Genomic DNA, 21,946 nt, shown 5'->3' on the forward strand with positions numbered 1-21,946 from the left:
AATACCGCGATACAAGTAAAACAAAAAGGCTCCTAATTCAGGAGCCTTGTTTATTCTTAAATCTATATGAGCATTTGTTACGCTTGCTTTGCAACAATCGCGCGCACGGCTTCTAGGTCTTCGGGCGTATCAACCCCTGCCGCTGGTGCCTCTTTCGCTACCGCCACATGAATTTTTTCACCGTACCAAAGCACTCGCAGTTGCTCAAGACACTCAATCTGCTCTAATGCACTTGGTGCCCAGTTGACATACGTATTAATGAAACCAGCTCGATAAGCATAAATACCAATATGACGCATTAATGGGTTGGCAATAGTTTTGTCTTGTTTAGCAAAGCTATCGCGATCCCAAGGGATGGTTGCTCGACTAAAGTACAACGCATAGCCTTGCTCATCTGCGACAACTTTAACAGCGTTCGGGTTGAACACTTCCTCTTCCGAGTCTATTTCTACAGCTAACGTCGCCATCGGGGCTTCACACCCAGATAAGTTATCAGCAACCTGACGAATGATGGACGGCGGAATCAAAGGCTCATCCCCTTGCACATTAACAATAATGTGGTCTGACGGAATAGCCATCTTTTCAACAACTTCGGCAAGACGCTCCGTACCTGATTCGTGGTGGGGAGAGGTCATACAAACTTTACCACCAAATGACGAAACCGCTTTCGCAACACGCTCGTCATCAGTTGCAACGATGACATCTTCCGCACCCGCTTGTAGCGCTTGTTCATAAACCCACTGAACCATAGGCTTACCACCAATATCCGCTAGCGGTTTACCAGGCAAACGGCTCGATGCGTAGCGCGAAGGGATGACAACCGTAAAAGACATTAGCGTCCCTCATCCATGCTCATAGTGCGAGCTTCAGGCTCTAGCAGAACTGGAATACCCTCTTTGATCGGGTAAGCAAGGCGATCCAATTTGCAGATCAACTCTTGATTATCTTTATCGTACGTCAGCTTACCTTTGCAAACAGGGCAAGCTACAATCTCAAGTAGACGGTGATCCATAAGCCGCTTTAACCTCTTTTATTCTATTTAAAATTTGCTCTGCATCGTTTGATTCAAACTGGGCAGATACAGGCAGATACCACCAATTATCTTGCGCATAATGGCTGCACTTGACGGCATCTTTCTCGGTCATAATCACATTGGTCCCTTGTTGAGCCAATGCTTCTAATTCTTGTTGATCAAAGTCTTGATGGTCAGCAAAACCTTTTGTGACTTTAACATCTGCGTCCATCGAGTTTAGTGTATGAAAAAAACGCGGAGGATGCCCAATGCCCGCAAATGCGACGAGATCTTTCAACTCCGAGACATCCACATGTTGCTTAGTCTTAAGATTAATAGCTTTAGAGGGTGCTAAAGCCATTGCGATTTCGCCCGTATGCGCTTGACCGCCATTGGTGATGATAAAGTCGACTTCTTTAAGTCGCTCAATACCTTCACGTAAAGGACCTAATGGAATCAGGCTTTCATTCCCAAACCGGCGATTCCCATCCACAATCACTAACTCAATATCACGGCCTAACGCATAATGTTGTAATCCATCATCCGTAATTATGATATCCACATCCAAATCTAGCAGTGCTTTCACTGCATTTGAACGCACAGGATCTACCGCAACAGGTGCTCCTGTACGGCGATGAATCAACTTAGGTTCATCGCCACAATGCTTCGCTGGCGTATCTTCTTTTAGCACTAACGGATAGGCAGGAGCCTTTGCCCCATAACCACGAGAAACAACCCCCGGCTTAAAGCCCATTTGCTGTAGTTGCTCAACAAGCCACACAACAACTGGTGTTTTACCATTGCCACCAGCAGTGATATTGCCAACCACAACAACAGGTATAGGCGCATTATAAGCTTGCTTGCGGCCAGTTTGGTATTGCTTTCGCTTTGACTTGCTTATCGCTCCAAATAATAAACTCAGTGGCCACAAAAGCGGCCACAAGAGGTATTTTATTGGATGGTTTTCAAACCAGATTTTTTCAATCACCGCGCTTATTCACCAAACTGAATACGGTGCAATTGTGCATACGCACCATTTTTCTCAATAAGCTCAGCGTGGTTGCCACGTTCAATGATGGCACCATCATCAACCACAAGAATTTCATCGGCTTTCTCGATTGTGGATAAGCGGTGCGCTATTACAAGTACCGTTTTGTCTTTTTGCAGCTCATCAAGTGCAGCTTGAATAGCTCGCTCGGATTCGGTATCCAAAGCCGAAGTTGCCTCATCAAGAATCAGCACTGGAGCATCACGCAATAGAGCTCGCGCAATCGCAACACGTTGGCGTTGACCACCAGACAAGCTAGCACCATTTTCACCAATCATGGTATCAAGTCCATCATCCATTTTGCCGATGAACTCCATCGCATGCGCGAGTGTTGCCGCTTTCTCGATATCACTGCGCTCGTATTGGCCATCCGTTGCGTACGCAATATTGTTTGCTATCGTGTCATTAAACAAATGAACATTTTGCGATACTAGTGCAAATTGCTGACGTAAATTCTTTAGCTCGTAATCACGAATATCATGCCCATCTAATGTGATAGATCCACTGTCAACATCATAGAAGCGGTTGAACAAGTTCGCGATGGTACTTTTACCTGAGCCAGAACGGCCAACTAGCGCCACCGTTTTTCCTCTTGGAATATCGAAGCTGACATTTTCCAATGCTGGTTTTTCTGCACCAGTGTAAGTAAAGCTTACGTTTTTAACTGAAACATCGCCATTTGCGCGTTCAACTGTCAACTTACCTTCGTTTTTCTCAGGCTCGAGGTCAATTAACGCGAAGAGCGTTTGGCTCGCGGCCATACCACGTTGGAACTGAGAAGTAACGTTAGTCAGCGCTTTAAGTGGGCGCATCAGACCAAACATTGCAGAGAACACAACAGTAAATGTACCTGGAGTCAGTTGCTCTTTAATCGAATCAATACTTGCTAAATAAAGAACGGCAACAATTGCAAGTGATGCAATCATTTGGATGATAGGGTTAGCCGCCGCTTGAGCCGTCACCAACTTCATGCTTTGTTGACGCATTTGGTTGCTGACTTTTTCAAATCGTTTACGTTCGATGTCTTGGCCGCCATAGCTCAACACAACTTTATGGCCTTTCAGCATCTGCTCTGCTGATGCAGTTACGTTACCCATCATGGTCTGCATATTTTTGGATATTTTTCTAAAACGTTTAGAAACAACACCAATACCCCATGCTACAACGGGAGCAACAGCAAACAGCACTAGCGACAATTGCCAGCTGTTGTAAAACATCAAAACTAACAGACCAATGATACTTGCGCCTTCACGCACAATGCTCACCAACGCTTGGCTAGTTGCCGCTGATACTTGCTCTGAGTCGTAGGTTATACGCGACAATAAGTTGCCCGTCTTTTCCTTATCAAAATAAGATACTGGCATATGCATAAAGTGATTGAACACCATGCGACGGACTTGCATAACTACGTTGCCAGATACCCAGCTCAAACAATAGGTGGAGACAAATCCACTTATGCCACGGATGAACATCATGGCAAAAATAATCAATGGAAGCGTGCGTAAAAAATCAGATTCAGCGTTCCCAAAACCTTCATCGAGTAGTGGTTTTAGCAGGGAAATCATATAGGTATCTGATATGGCATTAATAACTAATGCAATGACTGCAACGACAAGACCTGACTTATAAAGGCGAATAAATTGCCATAGACGCTTAAACGTCTGCCAAGTCGTTTCATCAGTATTTATCGACATAGAAGTGCTTTATTTTCTTACATTAAGACTCTCATTCTACTCCCTTACGCAGCATCTGCCTATACCAAGGCTCAAATGTATCGCTACGTTTGGTTTCTGAGCGCCAATTATCACGGTGAATAAAGAAGCTTACCTGACCACCCTCACCAGTATCAAGCCAAGTAATGCCAAGTTTTCGGTATGAAGCAACGACATTTTCCGCTGGCATTCCCCATCGATTGTTTTTTGCTAAAGAAGCAACCGCCACACTCGGGCTCACCGCCTCAATAAATCGAGGATTCGATGAACTTTTACTCCCGTGGTGAGGGACTAGCATCACATCACTTTGTAACTTTCCGGGTTCTCTAAGCAAAATCCACTCGCTAATGGCCTCAATATCACCAGTAAAAAGCATACTAAAGTTAGAAATAGGGTCAGTAAGTCGTAATACACAGGAGTGCGGATTATACGCACGTTGAACAAGTGCAGGAGGCCAGAGTACTTCCATCTTTAATCCTTGCCATTTCCATTGGTCGCCTCTAGTGCAAGGCTCATATCCGATAAAGAATTGACTACTAAGTTTACGCTGTGGAGAAAAGGCATCTTCAATGAAAAAGCGGCCGCCTGCGTGATCATTATCGGAATGGCTTAGAATCAGTGTATCTATGCTTTCATAACCTCGTTGATGCAAAACCGGAGTGACGACCTGCTCTGCGATACTGCCGCTTTGCCATGCTTTACCAGTGTCATACAGCAACACCTTGTCGTCTTTTTCTACAACCACTGCAAGGCCATGACCTACATCTAATACATCGATACGCCAATGCGGTTCATACTCCGATGCAAGCTTGATACTAATAACGATGCCGAGTAACAAATACCACGCGTACTGAGACATGAACCGTTGAAATATTAAGCAAACCACTATCGCCATAACCAGCATTGTCATTTCCATGCTAATAGGTTGCCAAGAACCTATTGCGTACTGTATTGACGTGCTCAATGGCTGTAATGACCAGTCCACCAAATGCCACAGAGGCTTCGCTATCATTTCAAGAAACAAAGATGAGAACAGGGCTAGAAACATCAAAGGTACAACGATAAATCCGAACCAAGGAATAAATACCAAGTTGTAGGCTATTGAGGACAAACTAAAACCGGAGAAGAAATGGCCACTAACAGGTACGATTAAAGCGCTCAACATCAATTGAGTAAGCAATAACGCTTTTAATCGCGCTTTCCAACCTCCCCTTTGATGTCGAATCAAATTAATTGCGAACAATACCGCACAAGCGGAGAGGTATGATAACCAAAAGCTCATACTGTAGGATGCAAAAGGTTGGACAAGCAGTTGTAGAGATACTGCAAGCAAAAGAACTCGCCAAGAAGTCCAGTGCACTAGAGTATACTTCAGGAGAACGTAAACAACGCATACCGACACTGCTCGCGTAGTAGGCAGAGAGAAATCCGCTAACCAAGCGTAGGCAACAGCGAAGATCAGCCCATATAAGCTAGGTAACAACTGGTATTGGGGTAATAGATAACGAACGGTACCGCCCACGACTAGCCCAAAAGTAAACGCCATACCAATATGTAAACCAGAAATGGAGACCAAATGCAGTAAACCACTGTCCCTGAGCGCTTGCCAATCTTCCTTAGACAACCAAGAACGGTCAGCAAAAACTAACGCACTTATTAACGAGAAATGATGAAGGGAAGACACATCATCAGCGACATCGGCAATAATGGATTGACGCAGAGATACATTAGAACGAACAATCCACTTAGCGTCTTTGTTAACAACCGCTCGGGCGATAGTATTTTTACCCATCGCGTGCTTTTCAGCATCAAAGCCAGCTTCGTTGCGTAGACCTGTAATCGGCTTTAACGAGATGGATGTCGTAAACTCACTGTTAACATCGAGTGGAAAAGGCGTAATAAGACGGATTTTAGGTTTAAGAAAAGGTAACAGAGTTTGAGAATTTACCGCTTCTATAGCGACAATACCTTCATAACCGTGACTTATTTGCGTAAAAGGGCTGTCAACTTTACCAATTATGGTAATATTCTCCCCTGCTTGAAAAAGGGCTTGTCTCTGAGACTCCAATACATTGCCGTGGACGATGACAACCATAAAGCCCGCAATTGCGCCTATGCTAATTAAGCCACGACGTAATTTGATTATTGAGCCAGTGGTTATTATTCCCAGCAGCAACCAACGCCAATCTGGTATTGTCGGCCACCAAGCCGACGAGATTACGCTCGCTACAAATAACGCCAAGGTCCAACTTTTTTCTGAGAGAGTCATGCTGTCCTATGCCTAGAAAGCTGATAAAACGCTTCATGCCAGATCATGAATTGATCAAACGCCAAAAAGCATTGAAGGTCTTCGGCAATGTGTTGTACAACCCGAACTTGTGGTGCTTAAACCGCCGCTCGGCATCAGGGGCTTTTGCTGTCGGGTTATTTATGGCTTTTGTTCCGCTGCCGAGCCAAATGATCATGGCCGCTGGCTTGGCCATTATGTTGGGTGTCAATCTGCCCCTCTCCGTCGCTTTAGTATGGATCAGCAACCCTATCACTATGCCTGTGCTATTTTACTTTGCGTACAAGCTAGGTGCTCTAGTGATGCGTCTTCCCCCGCAACCTTTTCACTTTGAACTATCGTGGGAATTCATCATGCAGCAAATGAGCACCATTGGACCTCCATTTCTATTGGGCTGCGCAATTTGTGGGGTTGTATCCGCGATTATTGGCTACTTCGGAATTCGAGGGCTTTGGCGCTACTCAGTGGTACGGAGCTGGCAAAAACGCAAAATAAGATAAGACCTTACTGCGTAAAAATCAGCATTTGAGCTATCAGTTGAGGGGCATCTAACAGTTAGAATGAAACGCGATGTTACTCAAGTCGGATAAATACAAAAAAGGACCGAATTCGGTCCTTTTTTTGTTTTTCGCATATTGTAAAACAATCAGCTATTTAGAACTCAGTACAGCCGCCGGATTCAACCTTGCGGCACGAGAAGCAGGATACCACGTCGCAAGTAAACTAAGCACTATCGCCGTCACTGACACCAATGCCACATCTGGCCAGTGTAGTTGTGATGGTAAGAAGTCGACGAAGTAAATATCGCCCGATAAAAACTGATGACCAATTAAGCTCTCTAACCCTTTAATTAACGGAGTCAGGTTTAACGCCACTAAGACACCGATAACACTGCCGACGAGACTGCCAAATACACCAGAGAATACACCTTGCCAAACAAAGATCCGTTTGATTAGGCTATCTTTTGCTCCCATTGTTCGCAAAATTGCGATTTCCGCCGCTCGGTCTTTCACTGCCATCATCAACGTAGACACAATATTAAAACATGCCACGCCAATCACCAGTACCATCACCAAGTACATAATGGTGCGCACGAGCTGAATATCGCGATACAAAAAACCAAACTTTTGCTGCCAGCTTTTCAAATACACATAAACATCAACCATGCTACCAACCTCGCGAACGATCGTAGGTGCATTGAGAACATCGTCCGTTTTTAGTGAAATGCCAGTGACCCCTTCCCCTAATCTCGCGTATTGCTGAGCATCCGCTAATGGTACTAACGCTAGAGAGTGGTCGATTTGGCCATTCAACGTTAAGAATCCTGACACCTTCACGCGCACACGCTTAGGAGCCTGCACTTTATTTGCGCCGCCTGCTTGCGGAATCATCAACGTAACGTAATCCCCCACGGCGACATTTAGCTCGTTTGCTACACCTCGGCCTAAGATCACTTGCTGCTGACCGGCATAAAAGTTTTGCCAAGCTTCTTGGTCAATAAAATTCGATAAGCTCGACACCGCTTGCTCGAAAGTAGGCTCTACGCCACGAACTTCTATCGCTTTTAGCTTACTGCCTTTTTCTGCCAAACCCGTAAAACGAACGTACGGTGCTGCCGCAACAACATGTTCATGTTTTAGAGCTTGATTCATCGTTTTGGTGTAGTTATGAAGTGGTCCATTAACACCTTCTAACTCGCCGTGTGGAATCACAGACAACACACGCGACTGCAGCTCGCGCTCAAAGCCATTCATTGCAGACAAACCGATAATAATCACGGCAACGCCAACCGCAATACCAATAGTCGAAGAAAGCGATATAAAAGACACCATCTTGTTGCGCTTTTTCGCTCGACTGAAGCGACCACCAATCATCAAAGCTAAAGAGGTAAACAAAACTAGCCCTCCGCAGATGCTGTATCAGTCACAAGACGATCTACGAGCAAACCATCTTGCATGTGCATTTGACGATCCATTTTTGCTGCCAGCTCTTTGTCATGCGTGACAACCAAAAATGCAATGTTTGACTCTTTATTGAGCTCGCGCATCAAATCATAGATAGACAGTGCCGTATTGTGATCTAAGTTCCCCGTAGGTTCATCAGCCAAGACCAGATCAGGTTTATTCACCAATGCACGCGCAATCGCAACACGCTGACGCTCACCGCCCGATAACTCGGAGGGTCTATGTTGTATCCGATGACTCAAACCAACTTTATCTAACAGCGCTTTAGCCGCCTGTTTTGCATCCGCTACTTTAGCACCGCCAATCATCAGTGGCATCGCCACATTTTCAAGCGCAGTAAAGTCAGCCAACAAGTGATGAAACTGGTATACAAAACCAAGGTGCTTGTTGCGTAATGCCGCCTGTTTGTTCGAGCTCAAAGCTGATAGGTTTTGCCCTAGAAAATCAACTTCACCATGAGTTGCGTCATCTAACGCACCTAAAATATGCAATAAGGTACTTTTTCCCGAACCAGAAGAGCCAACAATAGAAACCAACTCCCCTTTGTCGATATCGAAACTTACGCCTTTCAACACTTCCGTATCTAACGAACCCTCTCGGTAGACTTTACGAATATCACGACATTCTAATAGCTTATTCATAGCGAAGTGCCTCAGCAGGTTTAACAGAAGATGCTCGATAAGAAGGATAAAGCGTAGCAGCAAGGCTAAGAGCAATCGCCAATACCACCACTAAAAGAATTTGCAGTGAATCAATCAAGATGGGTAGATGACCACCAAAGCTGAATAGCGCCACACCAGCAGATTCAAGAATCGCATTTAGATTAAGTGACAAGATCACGCCCGCAGCGCCACCAACAATCGCGCCAATTACACCACTGCTTGCACCTTGCACCATGAAAATGGTCATCACTTGAGATTGAGTCATGCCTTGAGTTTTCAATATTGCGACTTCTGATTGCTTCTCCATTACCACCATGATTAAAGCGGAGATAATATTGAATGCAGCGACACCCACAATTAGACCTAGCATAAGTCCCATCATGTTCTTTTCCATTTTCACCGCTTGGAAAAGCTCACCACGCTGTTCGCGCCAATCACTCCATTCCCATCCATCAGGCATGGGTTGGTCAGCAAAATCCGTCACCATAAATGGGTCAGAGAAAAAGACACGCCAACCAGAAACCGTGTCTTTAGGGAAACGCATCAGCTTAGATGCATCCGTCATGTTCACAATCATTAATTGACCATCAACGTCCGATCCCGTATTGAAAATGCCTGAGACAGTGAAGTTTCGCTGGCTAGGAATACGACCAAGTGGGGTAAACTGCGTCGCGTTGGTCACCATCAAGCGTACTTTATCCCCGATTGAGACCTTTAGTGAACGTGCCAAACTGTGACCCAAAAATACATTGTAGTCACCTGCTTGAAGTGACGATAATCGTCCGGCAATCAAATGGTTGCTAATCGGATCGCCTTTCTTAGGTTCAATACCGATGAGGTAACCAGCCGTCAGCTGTGCAGAACTCTGAATAACAGCCTCTCCTCTAACGATAGGCTCCGGCTGGGATTCACTCGACATCGCTTGAACAAATGGAGGAGCAGACTCGGTCATAGGCGTTTTTCCATCGTGTTGCGAAACAACGGCATGAGGTAGCACACCTAAAATGCGTTCTTTTAACTGCGATTCAAACCCGTTCATCACAGAAAGAACCGTCACCAACGCCATTACACCGATCGTAATACCCGCCGTCGACATATAAGAAACAAATCGGCTGAACCTATCTCCAGAGCGTCCCCGAAGATACCTTAAGCCAATAAACAATGAGATAGGATGATACATATAAGACAAACCAACTGGTTGTTTTGATATAAAGCTTTAGCGGATTATCTTACCTTACTCTTCTCATTAAGAAGACAAGAGAATCGCTAAATTTGTCAACGACATGCAATAAGTCTGTATTTAGGGCAAAAAGTTCAAGGACAAATCAGCTAAACTTGATAACTTCATTCAGTTAGCGATAATCAGTGCCCTATTTCTCTTTGTTTGTTGAGTGAACAGGGAGCGCTCACTGGCAAAAGGATCGACTATATGACAGAGCAAGAATACTTTACCGTCCATCATAACCTCACCATCAACGTCGAAACGTTGAGTGCGGACTTTGCTTTGCCAGATGAAGAAACATTTGCCTCCGAAATTCCAGCACCATTTATTGTCGCCAGTGAATTTAGTCACTTAGATATGTTGGCAGACAACGCGCGTCTAGAGCTGAAAAACAAAGAGTTAAAGCATGTGATCAACTTGCTTGATACGCAAAACGCGAAACTTAACCTCTTGTTGAGCTTTATGCTTTCACAACAAGATGACGCCTCCATTCGATATCAAACGACGCAGTTTGGTGCTAGTCAACTCAGTTTCCGCTCAGATACAGCGTTAACTACTCAACAACTCGTTCGTGTTAAACTGTTCCTCGATCACCCTGCTGCGGCGATTTACTGTTACGCTCAAGTAGAAGAATGTGATGCTTCAGAGCAAGATTTCATTATCACGCTTAGATACAAGATGCTCCGAGAATCTGATCAAGATTTACTGATAAAGGCGGCACTGTATCAACAACAAAAACTTTTACGTCAGCGCTCGATGGAGCGAGATAAAAAATAATTCCTATGACAAAAGCAACGATTCTTTCCGTCACCAACCCTTCAGAGCGTGGCGACAAAAAACAGCTAGGTAATTTGCCGGGCGCAGCTCTACCTCTAGCCATTGCAGAGCTAGCCAAGCAGCATTCGAGTCACTCGCTACTCGTTGTGCCTGACCCGCAAATCGCTTTAAAGCTTCAGGCAGAGATTGAGCAATTCACCGACCAAACGGTAAGCCTGTTCCCCGACTGGGAAACGCTGCCTTACGATAACTTTTCTCCGCATCAAGAAATCATCTCTGAACGTATCGCACGCCTATACCAACTGCCAAGTCAACGTGATGGCATAACCATCGTCCCGGTCAGTACAGTATTGCAACGCCAATCGCCACGTGATTTTCTGTTGCAACACACTTTAATGGTGAAAACTGGTGATCGGCTCTCGCTAGAGAAGTTACGTGTACAACTTGAAAATTCTGGCTACCGCCATGTAGATCAAGTATTTGGACCAGGTGAATATGCAAGTCGTGGGTCTATTCTGGATCTCTTTCCTATGGGCAGCAATGACCCGTACCGCATCGACTTCTTTGATGATGAAATAGATACCATTCGCACGTTTGATCCAGAGAACCAACGCTCTATCGACGATATTCAGCAAATCCAATTGCTGCCTGCACATGAGTTCCCAACCACTAAAGAAGCGATTGAAGATTTCCGTACACGTTGGCGCACCCAGTTCGACGCACGCCGCGAGCCTGAATCAATCTACATGCAAGTGACCAAAGGCACGTGGCCCGCTGGTATTGAGTATTGGCAGCCGCTGTTTTTTGACCATACCGAGACTTTATTTGAATATTTGCCAGAAGACTCTCAAGTCATCACATATGGTGATATCGAATCTGCGGTCGATACTTTCTTAACCGATGTCGAATATCGATACGACCAGAAAAAAGTTGATCCGTTGCGTCCTCTTTTGACTCCTGAACAGCTTTGGTTGAAAAAAGACGAACTTTTCAGTCAACTAAAACAGCTCCCTATCGCTCAATTGAGCCTAGATAAAGTGGTTAAGCGTGCCGGTCGTCAAAACCTACCCGTACAATCGTTAGCCGAGCTTGGCGTTCAGCAACAAAATAAAGAGCCGCTCTCGCGCCTTCGTCAGTTTAGTGAGCAATTCAGCGGAAAAATCGTTTTCTCGGTAGAGTCAGAAGGTCGTCGTGAAGCACTAACGGAGCTGTTGCAAGGCATCAAAGTTCGGCCAGTCGTACATGGCTCACTTTACCAAGCTCTAGACTCGGGTGATCGATTCAGCTTGATCTTAGGCGCAGCAGAGCATGGTTTCATTCACGAAGAGCTGAACTTCGCTCTGATCTGCGAAAGTGATCTACTCGGTGACCGTGTTATCCAGCGACGCCGCAAAGATAAAAAAGCTGTCAACAGTGACACCGTTATTCGCCATCTTGCGGAACTAAAACCCGGTCAACCTGTGGTTCATATTGATCACGGTATTGGCCGCTACATCGGTTTACAAACACTTGAAGCCGGTGGTATGAAAACGGAATACGTCACTCTTGAGTATCAAAACGATGCCAAGCTCTACGTGCCAGTTTCATCACTGAATCTTATCAGCCGTTATTCTGGCGGCGCTGAAGAGAGTGCGCCACTGCATAAATTAGGTGGTGAAGCGTGGGCAAAAGCACGTCGTAAAGCGGCAGAAAAAGTGCGTGATGTCGCGGCAGAATTGCTGGATGTGTATGCTAAACGAGAATTAAAACCTGGCTTCAAATTTGAGCTAGATCGTGGGCAATACGCAACATTTAAAGCAACATTCCCGTTTGAAGAAACAGATGACCAAGCGATGGCCATCAATGCCGTCTTGTCAGACATGTGCCAGGCAAAAGCGATGGATCGCTTAGTGTGTGGTGACGTGGGCTTTGGTAAAACGGAAGTCGCTATGCGCGCAGCATTTGTCGCAACGGATAACAGTAAACAGGTCGCCGTACTCGTACCAACAACCTTGCTTGCTCAGCAGCATTTCGAAAACTTCCGTGACCGTTTTGCCAACTTACCAATCCGAGTTGAAGTACTGTCTCGTTTTAAATCTGCCAAAGAACAAAAAGTCATTCTGCAAGACGTTGCCGATGGTAAAGTCGATATTGTCGTTGGTACGCATAAGCTGCTTTCGAGCGACATTAAATTCAAAGATTTAGGTTTGTTGATCGTTGATGAGGAACACCGCTTTGGGGTTCGTCAAAAAGAAAAAGTCAAAGCAATGCGTGCGGATGTGGACATTCTTACCCTCACCGCAACACCAATTCCACGCACACTGAATATGGCAATGAGTGGCATGCGAGACCTGTCGATCATCGCGACACCTCCTGCACGCCGTTTAGCCATTAAAACCTTTGTTCGACAAAAAGAAGAGCCAGTGGTCCGTGAAGCGGTACTGCGTGAAATTATGCGTGGTGGTCAGGTTTACTTCCTGCACAATCAGGTTGAAACCATTGAAAAAACGGCAGAAGACTTACAGAAACTCATCCCAGAGGCACGCATTACCGTGGCTCATGGTCAAATGCGCGAGCGCGAACTTGAGCGAATCATGAATGACTTCTACCATCAGCGCTTTAATGTGTTGGTGTGTACAACCATCATCGAAACCGGTATCGACGTACCAACGGCGAATACCATAATCATGGATCGTGCGGACAATCTTGGCTTGGCGCAGTTGCATCAATTGCGTGGCCGTGTTGGACGTTCGCACCATCAGGCCTATGCTTACTTATTAACGCCACATCCAAAAGCCATGACCAAAGATGCCATCAAGCGTCTTGATGCGATTGCTTCACTGGAAGACTTAGGTGCTGGCTTTACGTTAGCAACCCACGATTTAGAAATCCGTGGTGCTGGTGAGCTGCTTGGTGATGAGCAAAGTGGGCAAATTCAATCCGTTGGTTTTACACTTTATATGGAAATGCTGGAACAAGCAGTGCAAGCATTAAAAGAAGGCAAGGAGCCATCTTTGGATGAGCTGCTTCGTGAGCAAACTGAAGTGGAAATGCGAATCCCAGCGCTCTTACCAGATGATTACATTCCGGATGTAAACACACGACTGTCGATGTACAAACGCATTGCGAGTGTCACAAGCAGTGATGAACTATCAGAGCTAAAAGTGGAACTGATTGATCGCTTTGGTCTGCTTCCAGACGCAACAAAGAACTTACTTGCCGTCTCAGAATTGAAAATTTCGGCTGGTAGTTTAAAAGCGAAAAAGATAGAAGCCCATGATAAAGGTGGATTTATCGAGTTTTACCCTGATGCTGACATAAATCCAGCGTATTTAGTTAAACTGCTGCAATCACAGCCGCAAAAATTTGCAATGGAAGGTCCAACTAAGTTCAAGTTTAGCGTACCATTGGTGGACCGACGTAAACGCATTCAGTTTGTTCAAGACTTACTGAATGATTTTAAACAGAATTTATTACCAACGAGCTAATAGTCGAATGAGAATACTGATCCCGTTATTGCTTCTATGTGTCTCAATGCCCTCTTGGGCACAGCGCCAATTTGATATTGAAGTGATCATTTTCAAGCGAGCAGTCGACGCTGAAAGCACAACAGAATCTTGGCCGAATCAACTGCCAAAAATCGATATGGAAAATGTCGGTAGCCTAGAGAGTGAATCCTACCGCCGCTCTAAAGGCGTGACACTTTTGCCAAGTTCTTCTTTCCGTCTCAACGCGCAAGAAGCGGCACTAAATAATCATGCCGGCTTTAAAGTGCTTAAACACGTAGCCTGGCGTCAAGGTGACCGAGGTAAATCTAGCGCCCCAATTTTCCGCATCGTTGGCGGGCGAGATTTCTCTGATTCTTATCAAGCAGATGGCCGCCCAATCAATGGCAATCAAACATTTTCCAGCGACGGTTACAGTGAAGAGACGGTCAATGGTCCTTTATATGAACTAGATGGTCGATTCCAAATATACGTACAGCATTACCTCTTCGCCGAAACAACACTAGATCTGCGCGAACCAAGTGTTAGAGAGGTGCGTTTTGAACCAACCTCAACTGAGCAATTGGCGGATGACTTAGGTGAAGTAGATGGTAACGTCCAAGTCGGTAACTTGGCAGAAATATCGCCGACAGTAACCGAAGAGAAATTCCTGAAGAGTTATCGAATGGATCAAAAACGTCGTATGCGTAGCAGCGAGACTCATTACCTAGATAACCCGTTGATGGGTATGATCATTCAAGTTCGTCGGGTTCGATAAGCACGAGCGGTTCGACAAAGCGCAGCAAAGCTGCGCTTTGTTTTTATCTGCTATACCTCAGTTATTCCTAACCAACGCAGAGCAAGGAAAATAGCTGCGTTCAAGTATAAATAGACAGCTTTCAATTTACTTACACTCAACATGGAAGTCGTATTAGTTCATGAGTCCAGACTTTGAAATCATTGCGCCCCGCTTAGCGCTCAAGCTCATCCCTGCTGAAGAAGCACATTCACTACAACGATTACTTGCAGAATCCCCTTCGCTGCACCAATGGCTTGACTGGTGTGATAAAAACGTCACATTGAAAACCGCGCAGGACTTTCTGTTGGCAACCCGTCTTAACTGGGTCAAAACTGAGGCTTTTGGTTTCGGTATCTATGAGCGGCAAAGTAACACTTTGGTTGGAATGGCAGCGGTTAATGAGTTATATCATACGTTTAATATGGCGAGTATTGGTTACTGGGTTGCCGACCGCTATCAACGGCAAGGCTATGCCCAAGAAGCCGTTAAAGCCTTAGCAGAATTCTGCTTCGCAAAGCTAAGTTTAACTCGACTAGAGATTGTTTGTGACCCCGACAACGAAGCTAGCCAAGCCTTAATTGAGTCCGTCGGTGCACAAAAAGAAGCCATCGCCAGAAACCGGTTTATTTTTCACGGTAAGCCTAAAGATGGCGTTGTGTACTCACTTTTACCGACAGATCTAACATAAACAAAAAGCCACCGACTTGCGGTGGCTTCTGCATTTTTTAAGATACAACACATCCACACAGAGTGGATTTAAAACCTTAGTGCAGCTTAAGGTTTGGACGCAGCACGCGATTAATGCGGCCGACGAGCATCATCAGACCGGTTTTGAATACACCGTGCAATGCCATTAGGTGCATGCGATACAATGAGATGTAAACGACACGAGCAATACGGCCTTCTACCATCATCGACCCTTTAGTTAGGTTCCCCATCAGACTACCAACGGTTGAGAAGCGACTTAGAGACACTAATGAACCGTGATCTTTATATACATAGTCTTTCAACTCGCGCCCGTTGATCTTCGCGACGATGTTACTAAATGCCTGGCTTGCCATTTGGTGTGCAGCTTGAGCGCGTGGCGGCACGAACGAACCGTCAGACTGGGTGCATTGTGCTAAGTCACCAATAACAAAGATGTCATCATCTCGTGTTGTCTGTAGTGTGTTTTTCACTACAAGCTGATTGATACGGTTCGTTTCTAAGCCAGCGATATCTTTAATAAAGTCTGGAGCTTTGATACCCGCAGCCCAAACCATGATTTGAGCTGGGATCTTCTCACCATCTTTTGTAGTAAGGCCATCTTTTTCAGCTTTAGTCACCATAGTGGCGGTGCGCACGTTTACGCCCAACTTCACCAACTCTTGATGAGCAGCAGAAGAAATACGTGGAGGTAACGCTGGTAAAATACGCTCACCTGCTTCAATCAGATTGACGTTCAACTTGCTAGAATCAAGATCACCGAAGCCATAAGTGCGCAGCTCTTTAACAGCATTATGTAACTCAGCTGATAGTTCAACGCCAGTTGCACCAGCACCAACAATCGCAATATCGACCGTACCGTTACCGTTTTTCGCGTGCAGCTTTAGGAACTCGTTGTTCATTTCTGTACGGAAACGGTGTGCTTGCTCAGGGCTGTCTAGGAAAATACAGTTTTCACGAACGCCAGGCGTGTTGAAGTCGTTTGATGTCGAGCCAATTGCCATCACTAGAATGTCGTATTCTAGCTCACGGCTTGGCATAAGAAGTTCACCGTGTTCGTCTTTAAGCTCACTTAAGATGATCACTTTACGTTCACGGTCGATGTCTTGAAGACTCCCCATTTGGAAGTCGAAGCTGTGGTTTTTTGCATGAGCTCGATAGCTCAGTGCATCTACTCCTTCGTCCAAAGAACCTGTAGCAACCTCATGCAATAATGGCTTCCACAAGTGGCTCGCTTTTCGATCGACTAGCGTAATTTGCGCACGGTTTTTGCGACCTAGAGTTCGACCAAGCTTAGTTGCCAACTCAAGACCACCTGCACCGCCGCCTACAACGATAATGCGTGTCACAATGATTTTCCTCTACAAAAATGAATATATGGGGTTCAGCTCGATGCATGACTCACAAACATTTGTGGCATCCATCCAACCGATGAATTCTTGGTTCTTAGAGGTGTCTCAATTACTTGGATTAAAAAACTGCCACTCACCTTGATTCTTTATCTATCAATGACTTGTCAGGGTTTGGCATGTTTATCTGGTACGCATACGACGCCAGAATTTTTTGGGCAAGTTTATTACTCGCTCTCAATTTTTTTTGATATTTATCAAATTATTTTAGTCCGGTTCATTATATAGAGACCAACTTTGAAGGCAACCAAAATCCGTGTAACGAGTACGGATTGACTACTTTTCGACTACTCTACAACAAGGTGTTCGTGCTACATAGGAGCGAAGTAAGAAAACGGTAAGGAGAACACAATATTCAAAGCGTTAAACCAAGAAAATGTGCCTTTCAAAGAGACAGTGGCTCGGCATACTCAAGAGAAGGAATCGCAGCAAAGCAGCCGATAAAAACGCCGCTTTACTGTCTACACTCAACATTAGTAAGTATTTTTAAATGCCTTTATCGCTTGTAAATGATGAGAGATTTTTTTGAACTTATGAGACTGAGTTTCATCCCAAATGATTTGATAGTGTTTTTCTAACTCAGCTGCCGTTTTCGAATTGTCATGCACTTCATCATCTTTAGAGAGAATCACTAAGCAGTGCGCTTGATTTTTCGCTCGGAACTGATCAACACATTTTGTTGCGATATCTTCATACTCTTCTGGGCGATCGATTCGACCAGCCATCGTTTTTTCTGGGTGCAAGTTCGGGTTGAACATCACTTGCTTGATACCGCATAGAAAACCAATTCGCTCAGACCAGTAACCACCTAAACCTACCCCACAGATTAACGGGTTTGGGTCATCAGATTGATCGATAACTTTAGACACTTCTTTTAACAAGTGTTGCATGTCGTGCTTTGGGTGAAGGGTGCTGTAATTGATAAAACGAACGTCGTCGTCGATAAATTGCAGTTGAAGAACTTTTTCGTGGTTACCCGGGCTTGTGCTGTCAAAGCCGTGTAAGTAAATAATCATCTGTACCTCTCCCTGTGTGTATCTGGTACTTTTATTAAAACTACCACTATTTCCTTACTGTTAAAGGGGAAAATATCACGAGTTCTCAAAACAGTGATCTTCCATACACAATGAGCCTTTCAACTCATACGCACTGTTTAAGTATTGTTCATTTCCCCACAATTTATAGGCAAGTAGATACCAGAGCATCGCCATCACCAAGGTTCTTGGTTGCCAAGCATGTACACCTCTCAGCCAAAGAGACACATCTTCGATACCTCGAATTTGGCAATACTGCTTTACCGCTTCTTCCACAGGCGAATTCGCGACCTGAATAGTTAAGGTCAAATCAAGCCTAGGGTCAGCAATCCCGGCATACTCCCAATCAATGACTTTCACCCCATTCTCTCCTCGCACTAGGTTATAACACCCCAGATCGAAGTGACATAGGGCAAGTGGAACAGGTTCAACGTTCGGTTCCGTGCGCCACTTCATGTACAAAGCATCAAACTCCGTACCCACATACTGACCATCAAGCTCAAGCCAATAATGATCGATGCGAGAAATATATGAAAATGGAACCAAAGGAATTGCGCTTATCGGATATTGATGAATCTTCGCCGCAATGGATAATAAATCGCTTAGTGCTAAGCCTGACTCCGTCAGAGCCTCTCCTTCTATCCATTCCACCAGCAACCCTTGCTCATGAATAAAAACTGGCTTGGGGCCAATTTCCAATGAAGAGACTGCATTCAGCACTTGATATTCACTGTGACGAGAAATTGAAAAAGCCTTGCAGACATGACTGGTCGGTCGCCAGATGTATGCAAGGCCTTGAGAAGATTCCAACCGCCAACAGCGGTTGGTTAGCCCCCCGGTAACAGTTTGTACTTTTACCGGAGGCTCCGTAAAGAAGCCATCGAGAGCGTTAAGACTCGGATCTAACTGTTTTGCTTGTTGCCAAGAAAACCATGCCATTGATGACTTCTCCACCCTGTTCGATTAAAGACCGAATAGGCTCTTAGATTGCGCTTTACGAATTTCAGTTTCATCCGCCCACTCAATCAAACCTGTTTCTAGGTCCATTAAGCGCATGGTCATCTTGTAGTATACATCTTTATCGCTACCTGCATTTTTCACAATGCTAGATAGGTTGCCGTAAAGCATGTATTGAGCACCAACCATTTTACCAAATTGGATCGCTGTGCTTTGGTTAACAAGCTCATCCGTGTTTTGGAAGTTAAGTTGTTCACGCACAGACTCAACACGATCCATATCAACAAAGCGGAACTTACCTGAGTTCAACATCTTAGTAGAGATCGTGTCAGTAATGGATTCAGTGTCAATATGTTCACTGGTTTTGTTCTTAATTCGCTCAACAAAAACGATAGGACGTTGGTCACGAGTAATTGCTGCTACAGAGCCCGACATCATCATGCTATCCACCATTTCAGCCGCGATTTTTTGTAAATCTGTTGAGCCAAAATCGATAGTCGTGGTTTCTGTTGCTTGCGCATCGCCGTAAGAGACTTTGTTAGAACAGCCACCTAAAATGACGGCAAGACCTAAAAGAGCAATAATACTTTTTTTCATGAGAGTTCCTTAGTTTTTCAATACCAGCGCATCGTTAGCGCGGCAGCTTCGGCAGAGCCGTTAAGATTAATCGTCTTGTGCTTCTCTAATTTGCACACGGAATTTTGTGCCATTTGGATTCACAGTAACTTCAGATAACGTGACTTGCTCAAATCCTCGCACAATCATTTTTCGCCACGGACCAGGTTTGGTATTCACTTCTAAACCATTGTTGTCATACCAATAAAATCGGTAAAGAATGTGCTGATCACCTTTGTAATTGCTACTCAGCTGCACGACTCCTCGTGGGCGATCATCAACGTAAGTGGTGGTGATGTTGTCAACTAATAAGCGACTACCTAAAACGTTATCATTAAAAAATACTTTTTGCGTTTGGCCATCAATTCGAATACCAGCCGTGTTTTCGGCGCATCCAACTAAACCAATAGCCATTGCTAAACAAACAAGCCATGCTTTCATTACAGTCTCCCTAGCTGTTTATGCCACACGGTTGAGTGTGCTCCCTGACGAGATACCCATACCAATGTAGTCTGCTGTGCAGGCACTTCAAACTGATAGGTTTGATCACCCAAGTTTAAACTTTGTGTTCCCGGTTTCACGATTTTTGAAGCCGTTTTCACTTGCGCTGGCAATGTTTGCCAACTTCTTGTATCTGGCTGTTCGGTCAATGTGTTCCATACATTGAAAAGTATGTTGCCCACATCATCGCCTTTTTTCGCCGCCTCTTTTCGGATTCGATCTTTTGCCCAAACACGAAGAGCTTGACGGATCACTATTGTAGTAAGACGTTCATTAAGATCGTTTTGCGCCATCGCATTAACATCAGTCAGCGTACTGGAAGGCAATACCTGACCATTTAAAACAACATCGCTAAAACGTTGAGCACCTCGGTTCTGATAATAAGGAAGCGCCAACGAATAAATCGCGCCATTATCGCGACTGTCGTAAATCGGTAAATCAATACGCCACCCTTTCATCGCCTCAACAACACCCTGCTCATCAATAACGATGACTCGCCCTTGTGACTGAGTTAATCCAGAAGGTGCTTTGCCATACCGCTTCTCTAGCATGCGCAAGTCTTCACGCATGCCCAGCTTCTTAGCAGCGTATAAGGTGCTTTCCACAACTTGCTTGTTGTCTGGCATTACAGCGAGTGCTCGTCGGTAATCAACATAAGCACTGTTTAAGTCTCGCGACGCTTCATATAACAAGCCAGAAAGATAGAACAGATAACCATTTTGTACCGCGCTTAGTTTTTTACCAGCATCAGGGTAGTTCGCTAACACACTGCCTAAATTGGCAGACATGCCTTGCTTGTTAAGGTCTTTCTCTGCTGCTTTTAGCTCTTTTTCACGCGCCTTTCTTGCTGCTTCCTGAACTTGATTAGCTCGACGCACTTCAACTAGTGCCCCTTCTAAATCGTTTTTCTGTAAGTAATTTAGTCCTAGATACAGGTGCAAAAAGCCAAGTTCGTAATCGGCGGGATGATAGTCTTGGAGATTGTCGTTCACTGCGAGAGAGCCGACGCTCGTTGCCGTGTCTGACACAGATATCGTCGCACGATCTTGTTGAACACGTACAGCACGATCGCTGCTTTCTAGCGCATTTAAACTTGTTGGGTAATCTTCAGCAAGAAAAGAGATACGACCTTTTTCAAAATTGCCAAGTATCTCGCCACCCACTTCACTTGATTGAAGTTGTTTTGCTTTGGCATATTCCCCTGCAACAACGGCTTGATAAACTTCTTGATTCTGGTTGCTGTAATGGCTAAACAGATTGCCCGCAGATAAATTCGCGCAGCCAGAGGCCATTAAAGCCCAGCTCATCAGCCCTAACAGCTTTACACCTAGTTTCACATTTATCTCCACAAATGTGTCATTCGACAGGAAAAAGAAGTGGGTGAATCGCCACCCACTTTTAAAAGCTTAGCTCAATACCATTGGACCTAGAGGGCGGCCGCCTAGTAGGTGCATGTGAATATGGTAAACCTCTTGGCCACCATGTGGATTACAATTAACGATTAGGCGATAGCCGTCTTCAGCAATACCTTCTTCTTTCGCTAACTTTCTAGCAACAGTGAACAAACGCCCCATCATTGCTTCATCTTCAGCTTCTACATCATTCGTTGTTGGGATCAGTTTATTCGGAATAATGAGAATATGGCTTGGTGTGCGAGGGTTAATGTCGCGAAACGCAGTCACCAAATCATCTTGATAAAGGATATCGGCAGGGATTTCCTTGCGAATAATTTTACTAAAGATCGTTTCTTCCGCCATGAGGACTCCATTTTATAAACG

At 44.9% G+C, this 21,946-nt stretch carries 20 protein-coding genes; 5 read left to right on the forward strand and 15 right to left on the reverse strand.

Annotation, left to right across the window (positions count from 1 at the left end):
• Nucleotides 1-77: 77 nt before the first annotated feature.
• The 5 genes from kdsB to R7E00_RS16595 are packed head-to-tail and all read right to left on the reverse strand — an operon-like array spanning nt 78 to nt 6,041.
• The gene (kdsB, locus tag R7E00_RS16575; protein ID WP_054575460.1) at nt 78-833 is read right to left on the reverse strand and encodes a 3-deoxy-manno-octulosonate cytidylyltransferase; all 756 of its coding nucleotides are present in this window, start codon (nt 831-833) and stop codon (nt 78-80) included.
• Nucleotides 833-1,012, reverse strand: coding sequence for a Trm112 family protein (locus tag R7E00_RS16580; protein WP_005378451.1), 180 nt, complete (start codon nt 1,010-1,012; stop codon nt 833-835). The genes kdsB and R7E00_RS16580 overlap by 1 nt, the downstream gene beginning before the upstream one ends.
• The gene (lpxK, locus tag R7E00_RS16585) at nt 993-2,000 is read right to left on the reverse strand and encodes a tetraacyldisaccharide 4'-kinase (RefSeq protein WP_065274294.1); all 1,008 of its coding nucleotides are present in this window, start codon (nt 1,998-2,000) and stop codon (nt 993-995) included. Before lpxK ends, R7E00_RS16580 begins: the two co-directional genes overlap by 20 nt.
• A gap of 5 nt (nt 2,001-2,005) precedes the next feature.
• Nucleotides 2,006-3,754: a lipid A ABC transporter ATP-binding protein/permease MsbA gene (msbA, locus tag R7E00_RS16590; protein WP_042522131.1), complete on the reverse strand. Its 1,749-nt coding sequence runs from the start codon at nt 3,752-3,754 to the stop codon at nt 2,006-2,008.
• Nucleotides 3,755-3,785: 31 nt separating this feature from the next.
• Nucleotides 3,786-6,041: a DNA internalization-related competence protein ComEC/Rec2 gene (locus R7E00_RS16595; protein WP_225466332.1), complete on the reverse strand. Its 2,256-nt coding sequence runs from the start codon at nt 6,039-6,041 to the stop codon at nt 3,786-3,788.
• An 8-nt stretch (nt 6,042-6,049) separates the two neighbouring features.
• On the opposite strand from R7E00_RS16595, the gene R7E00_RS16600 reads away from it, so the two are divergent.
• Nucleotides 6,050-6,559, forward strand: coding sequence for a DUF2062 domain-containing protein (locus R7E00_RS16600; RefSeq protein WP_005387834.1), 510 nt, complete (start codon nt 6,050-6,052; stop codon nt 6,557-6,559).
• Nucleotides 6,560-6,709: 150 nt separating this feature from the next.
• On the opposite strand, the gene lolE is transcribed toward R7E00_RS16600, so the two are convergent.
• Genes lolE through lolC form a run of 3 tightly spaced genes read right to left on the reverse strand, consistent with a single transcriptional unit; the run spans nt 6,710 to nt 9,865 of the window.
• A complete protein-coding gene (lolE, locus tag R7E00_RS16605; protein ID WP_213886258.1) occupies nt 6,710-7,954 on the reverse strand; it encodes a lipoprotein-releasing ABC transporter permease subunit LolE in 1,245 nt (414 codons plus the stop codon).
• A 2-nt stretch (nt 7,955-7,956) separates the two neighbouring features.
• Nucleotides 7,957-8,664 (reverse strand): lipoprotein-releasing ABC transporter ATP-binding protein LolD, encoded by a 708-nt coding sequence (gene lolD, locus R7E00_RS16610; protein ID WP_262606135.1) that lies wholly within the window; start codon nt 8,662-8,664, stop codon nt 7,957-7,959.
• The gene (gene lolC / locus R7E00_RS16615; protein WP_031778997.1) at nt 8,657-9,865 is read right to left on the reverse strand and encodes a lipoprotein-releasing ABC transporter permease subunit LolC; all 1,209 of its coding nucleotides are present in this window, start codon (nt 9,863-9,865) and stop codon (nt 8,657-8,659) included. Before lolC ends, lolD begins: the two co-directional genes overlap by 8 nt.
• Before the next feature lie 249 nt (nt 9,866-10,114).
• Here lolC and R7E00_RS16620 point away from each other — a divergent pair, with 249 nt between their 5' ends.
• From R7E00_RS16620 to R7E00_RS16635, 4 genes are all read left to right on the forward strand, one after another.
• Nucleotides 10,115-10,684 carry a hypothetical protein gene (locus tag R7E00_RS16620; protein WP_017634743.1) on the forward strand — a complete coding sequence of 190 codons (570 nt, stop codon included), beginning with the start codon at nt 10,115-10,117 and terminating at the stop codon, nt 10,682-10,684.
• A 5-nt stretch (nt 10,685-10,689) separates the two neighbouring features.
• Entirely contained in the window at nt 10,690-14,151 is a 3,462-nt protein-coding gene (gene mfd / locus R7E00_RS16625) for a transcription-repair coupling factor (protein ID WP_033905041.1), read from the forward strand.
• 7 nt (nt 14,152-14,158) lie between these two features.
• Nucleotides 14,159-14,926 (forward strand): peptidoglycan binding protein CsiV, encoded by a 768-nt coding sequence (locus R7E00_RS16630; RefSeq protein WP_021707672.1) that lies wholly within the window; start codon nt 14,159-14,161, stop codon nt 14,924-14,926.
• A gap of 160 nt (nt 14,927-15,086) precedes the next feature.
• Nucleotides 15,087-15,635 (forward strand): GNAT family N-acetyltransferase, encoded by a 549-nt coding sequence (locus R7E00_RS16635; protein ID WP_025766936.1) that lies wholly within the window; start codon nt 15,087-15,089, stop codon nt 15,633-15,635.
• Between the two features lie 76 nt (nt 15,636-15,711).
• Here R7E00_RS16635 and R7E00_RS16640 read toward each other — a convergent pair whose 3' ends face one another.
• The 7 genes from R7E00_RS16640 to hinT form a co-directional block, all read right to left on the reverse strand.
• Nucleotides 15,712-17,001: an NAD(P)/FAD-dependent oxidoreductase gene (locus tag R7E00_RS16640; protein ID WP_005378463.1), complete on the reverse strand. Its 1,290-nt coding sequence runs from the start codon at nt 16,999-17,001 to the stop codon at nt 15,712-15,714.
• Between the two features lie 533 nt (nt 17,002-17,534).
• Nucleotides 17,535-18,077, reverse strand: a complete 543-nt coding sequence (gene ycfP / locus R7E00_RS16645; protein WP_005378464.1) for an alpha/beta hydrolase YcfP — start codon at nt 18,075-18,077, stop codon at nt 17,535-17,537.
• A gap of 75 nt (nt 18,078-18,152) precedes the next feature.
• The gene (gene thiK / locus R7E00_RS16650; RefSeq protein ID WP_017820011.1) at nt 18,153-19,034 is read right to left on the reverse strand and encodes a thiamine kinase; all 882 of its coding nucleotides are present in this window, start codon (nt 19,032-19,034) and stop codon (nt 18,153-18,155) included.
• A 24-nt stretch (nt 19,035-19,058) separates the two neighbouring features.
• Nucleotides 19,059-19,649 carry a penicillin-binding protein activator LpoB gene (gene lpoB, locus R7E00_RS16655; RefSeq protein ID WP_005378467.1) on the reverse strand — a complete coding sequence of 197 codons (591 nt, stop codon included), beginning with the start codon at nt 19,647-19,649 and terminating at the stop codon, nt 19,059-19,061.
• A gap of 66 nt (nt 19,650-19,715) precedes the next feature.
• On the reverse strand, nt 19,716-20,108 hold the full coding sequence (locus R7E00_RS16660) for a YcfL family protein (RefSeq protein WP_005378469.1): 393 nt from the start codon (nt 20,106-20,108) through the stop codon (nt 19,716-19,718).
• The gene (locus R7E00_RS16665; protein WP_025766940.1) at nt 20,108-21,505 is read right to left on the reverse strand and encodes a COG3014 family protein; all 1,398 of its coding nucleotides are present in this window, start codon (nt 21,503-21,505) and stop codon (nt 20,108-20,110) included. Before R7E00_RS16665 ends, R7E00_RS16660 begins: the two co-directional genes overlap by 1 nt.
• A gap of 69 nt (nt 21,506-21,574) precedes the next feature.
• Nucleotides 21,575-21,925 carry a purine nucleoside phosphoramidase gene (hinT, locus tag R7E00_RS16670; protein ID WP_005378473.1) on the reverse strand — a complete coding sequence of 117 codons (351 nt, stop codon included), beginning with the start codon at nt 21,923-21,925 and terminating at the stop codon, nt 21,575-21,577.
• Nucleotides 21,926-21,946 lie beyond the last annotated feature (21 nt).

Origin of the sequence: Vibrio sp. Vb1755 (assembly GCF_033338635.1) — a bacterium.
Classification (GTDB): Bacteria; Pseudomonadota; Gammaproteobacteria; order Enterobacterales; family Vibrionaceae; genus Vibrio; species Vibrio alginolyticus.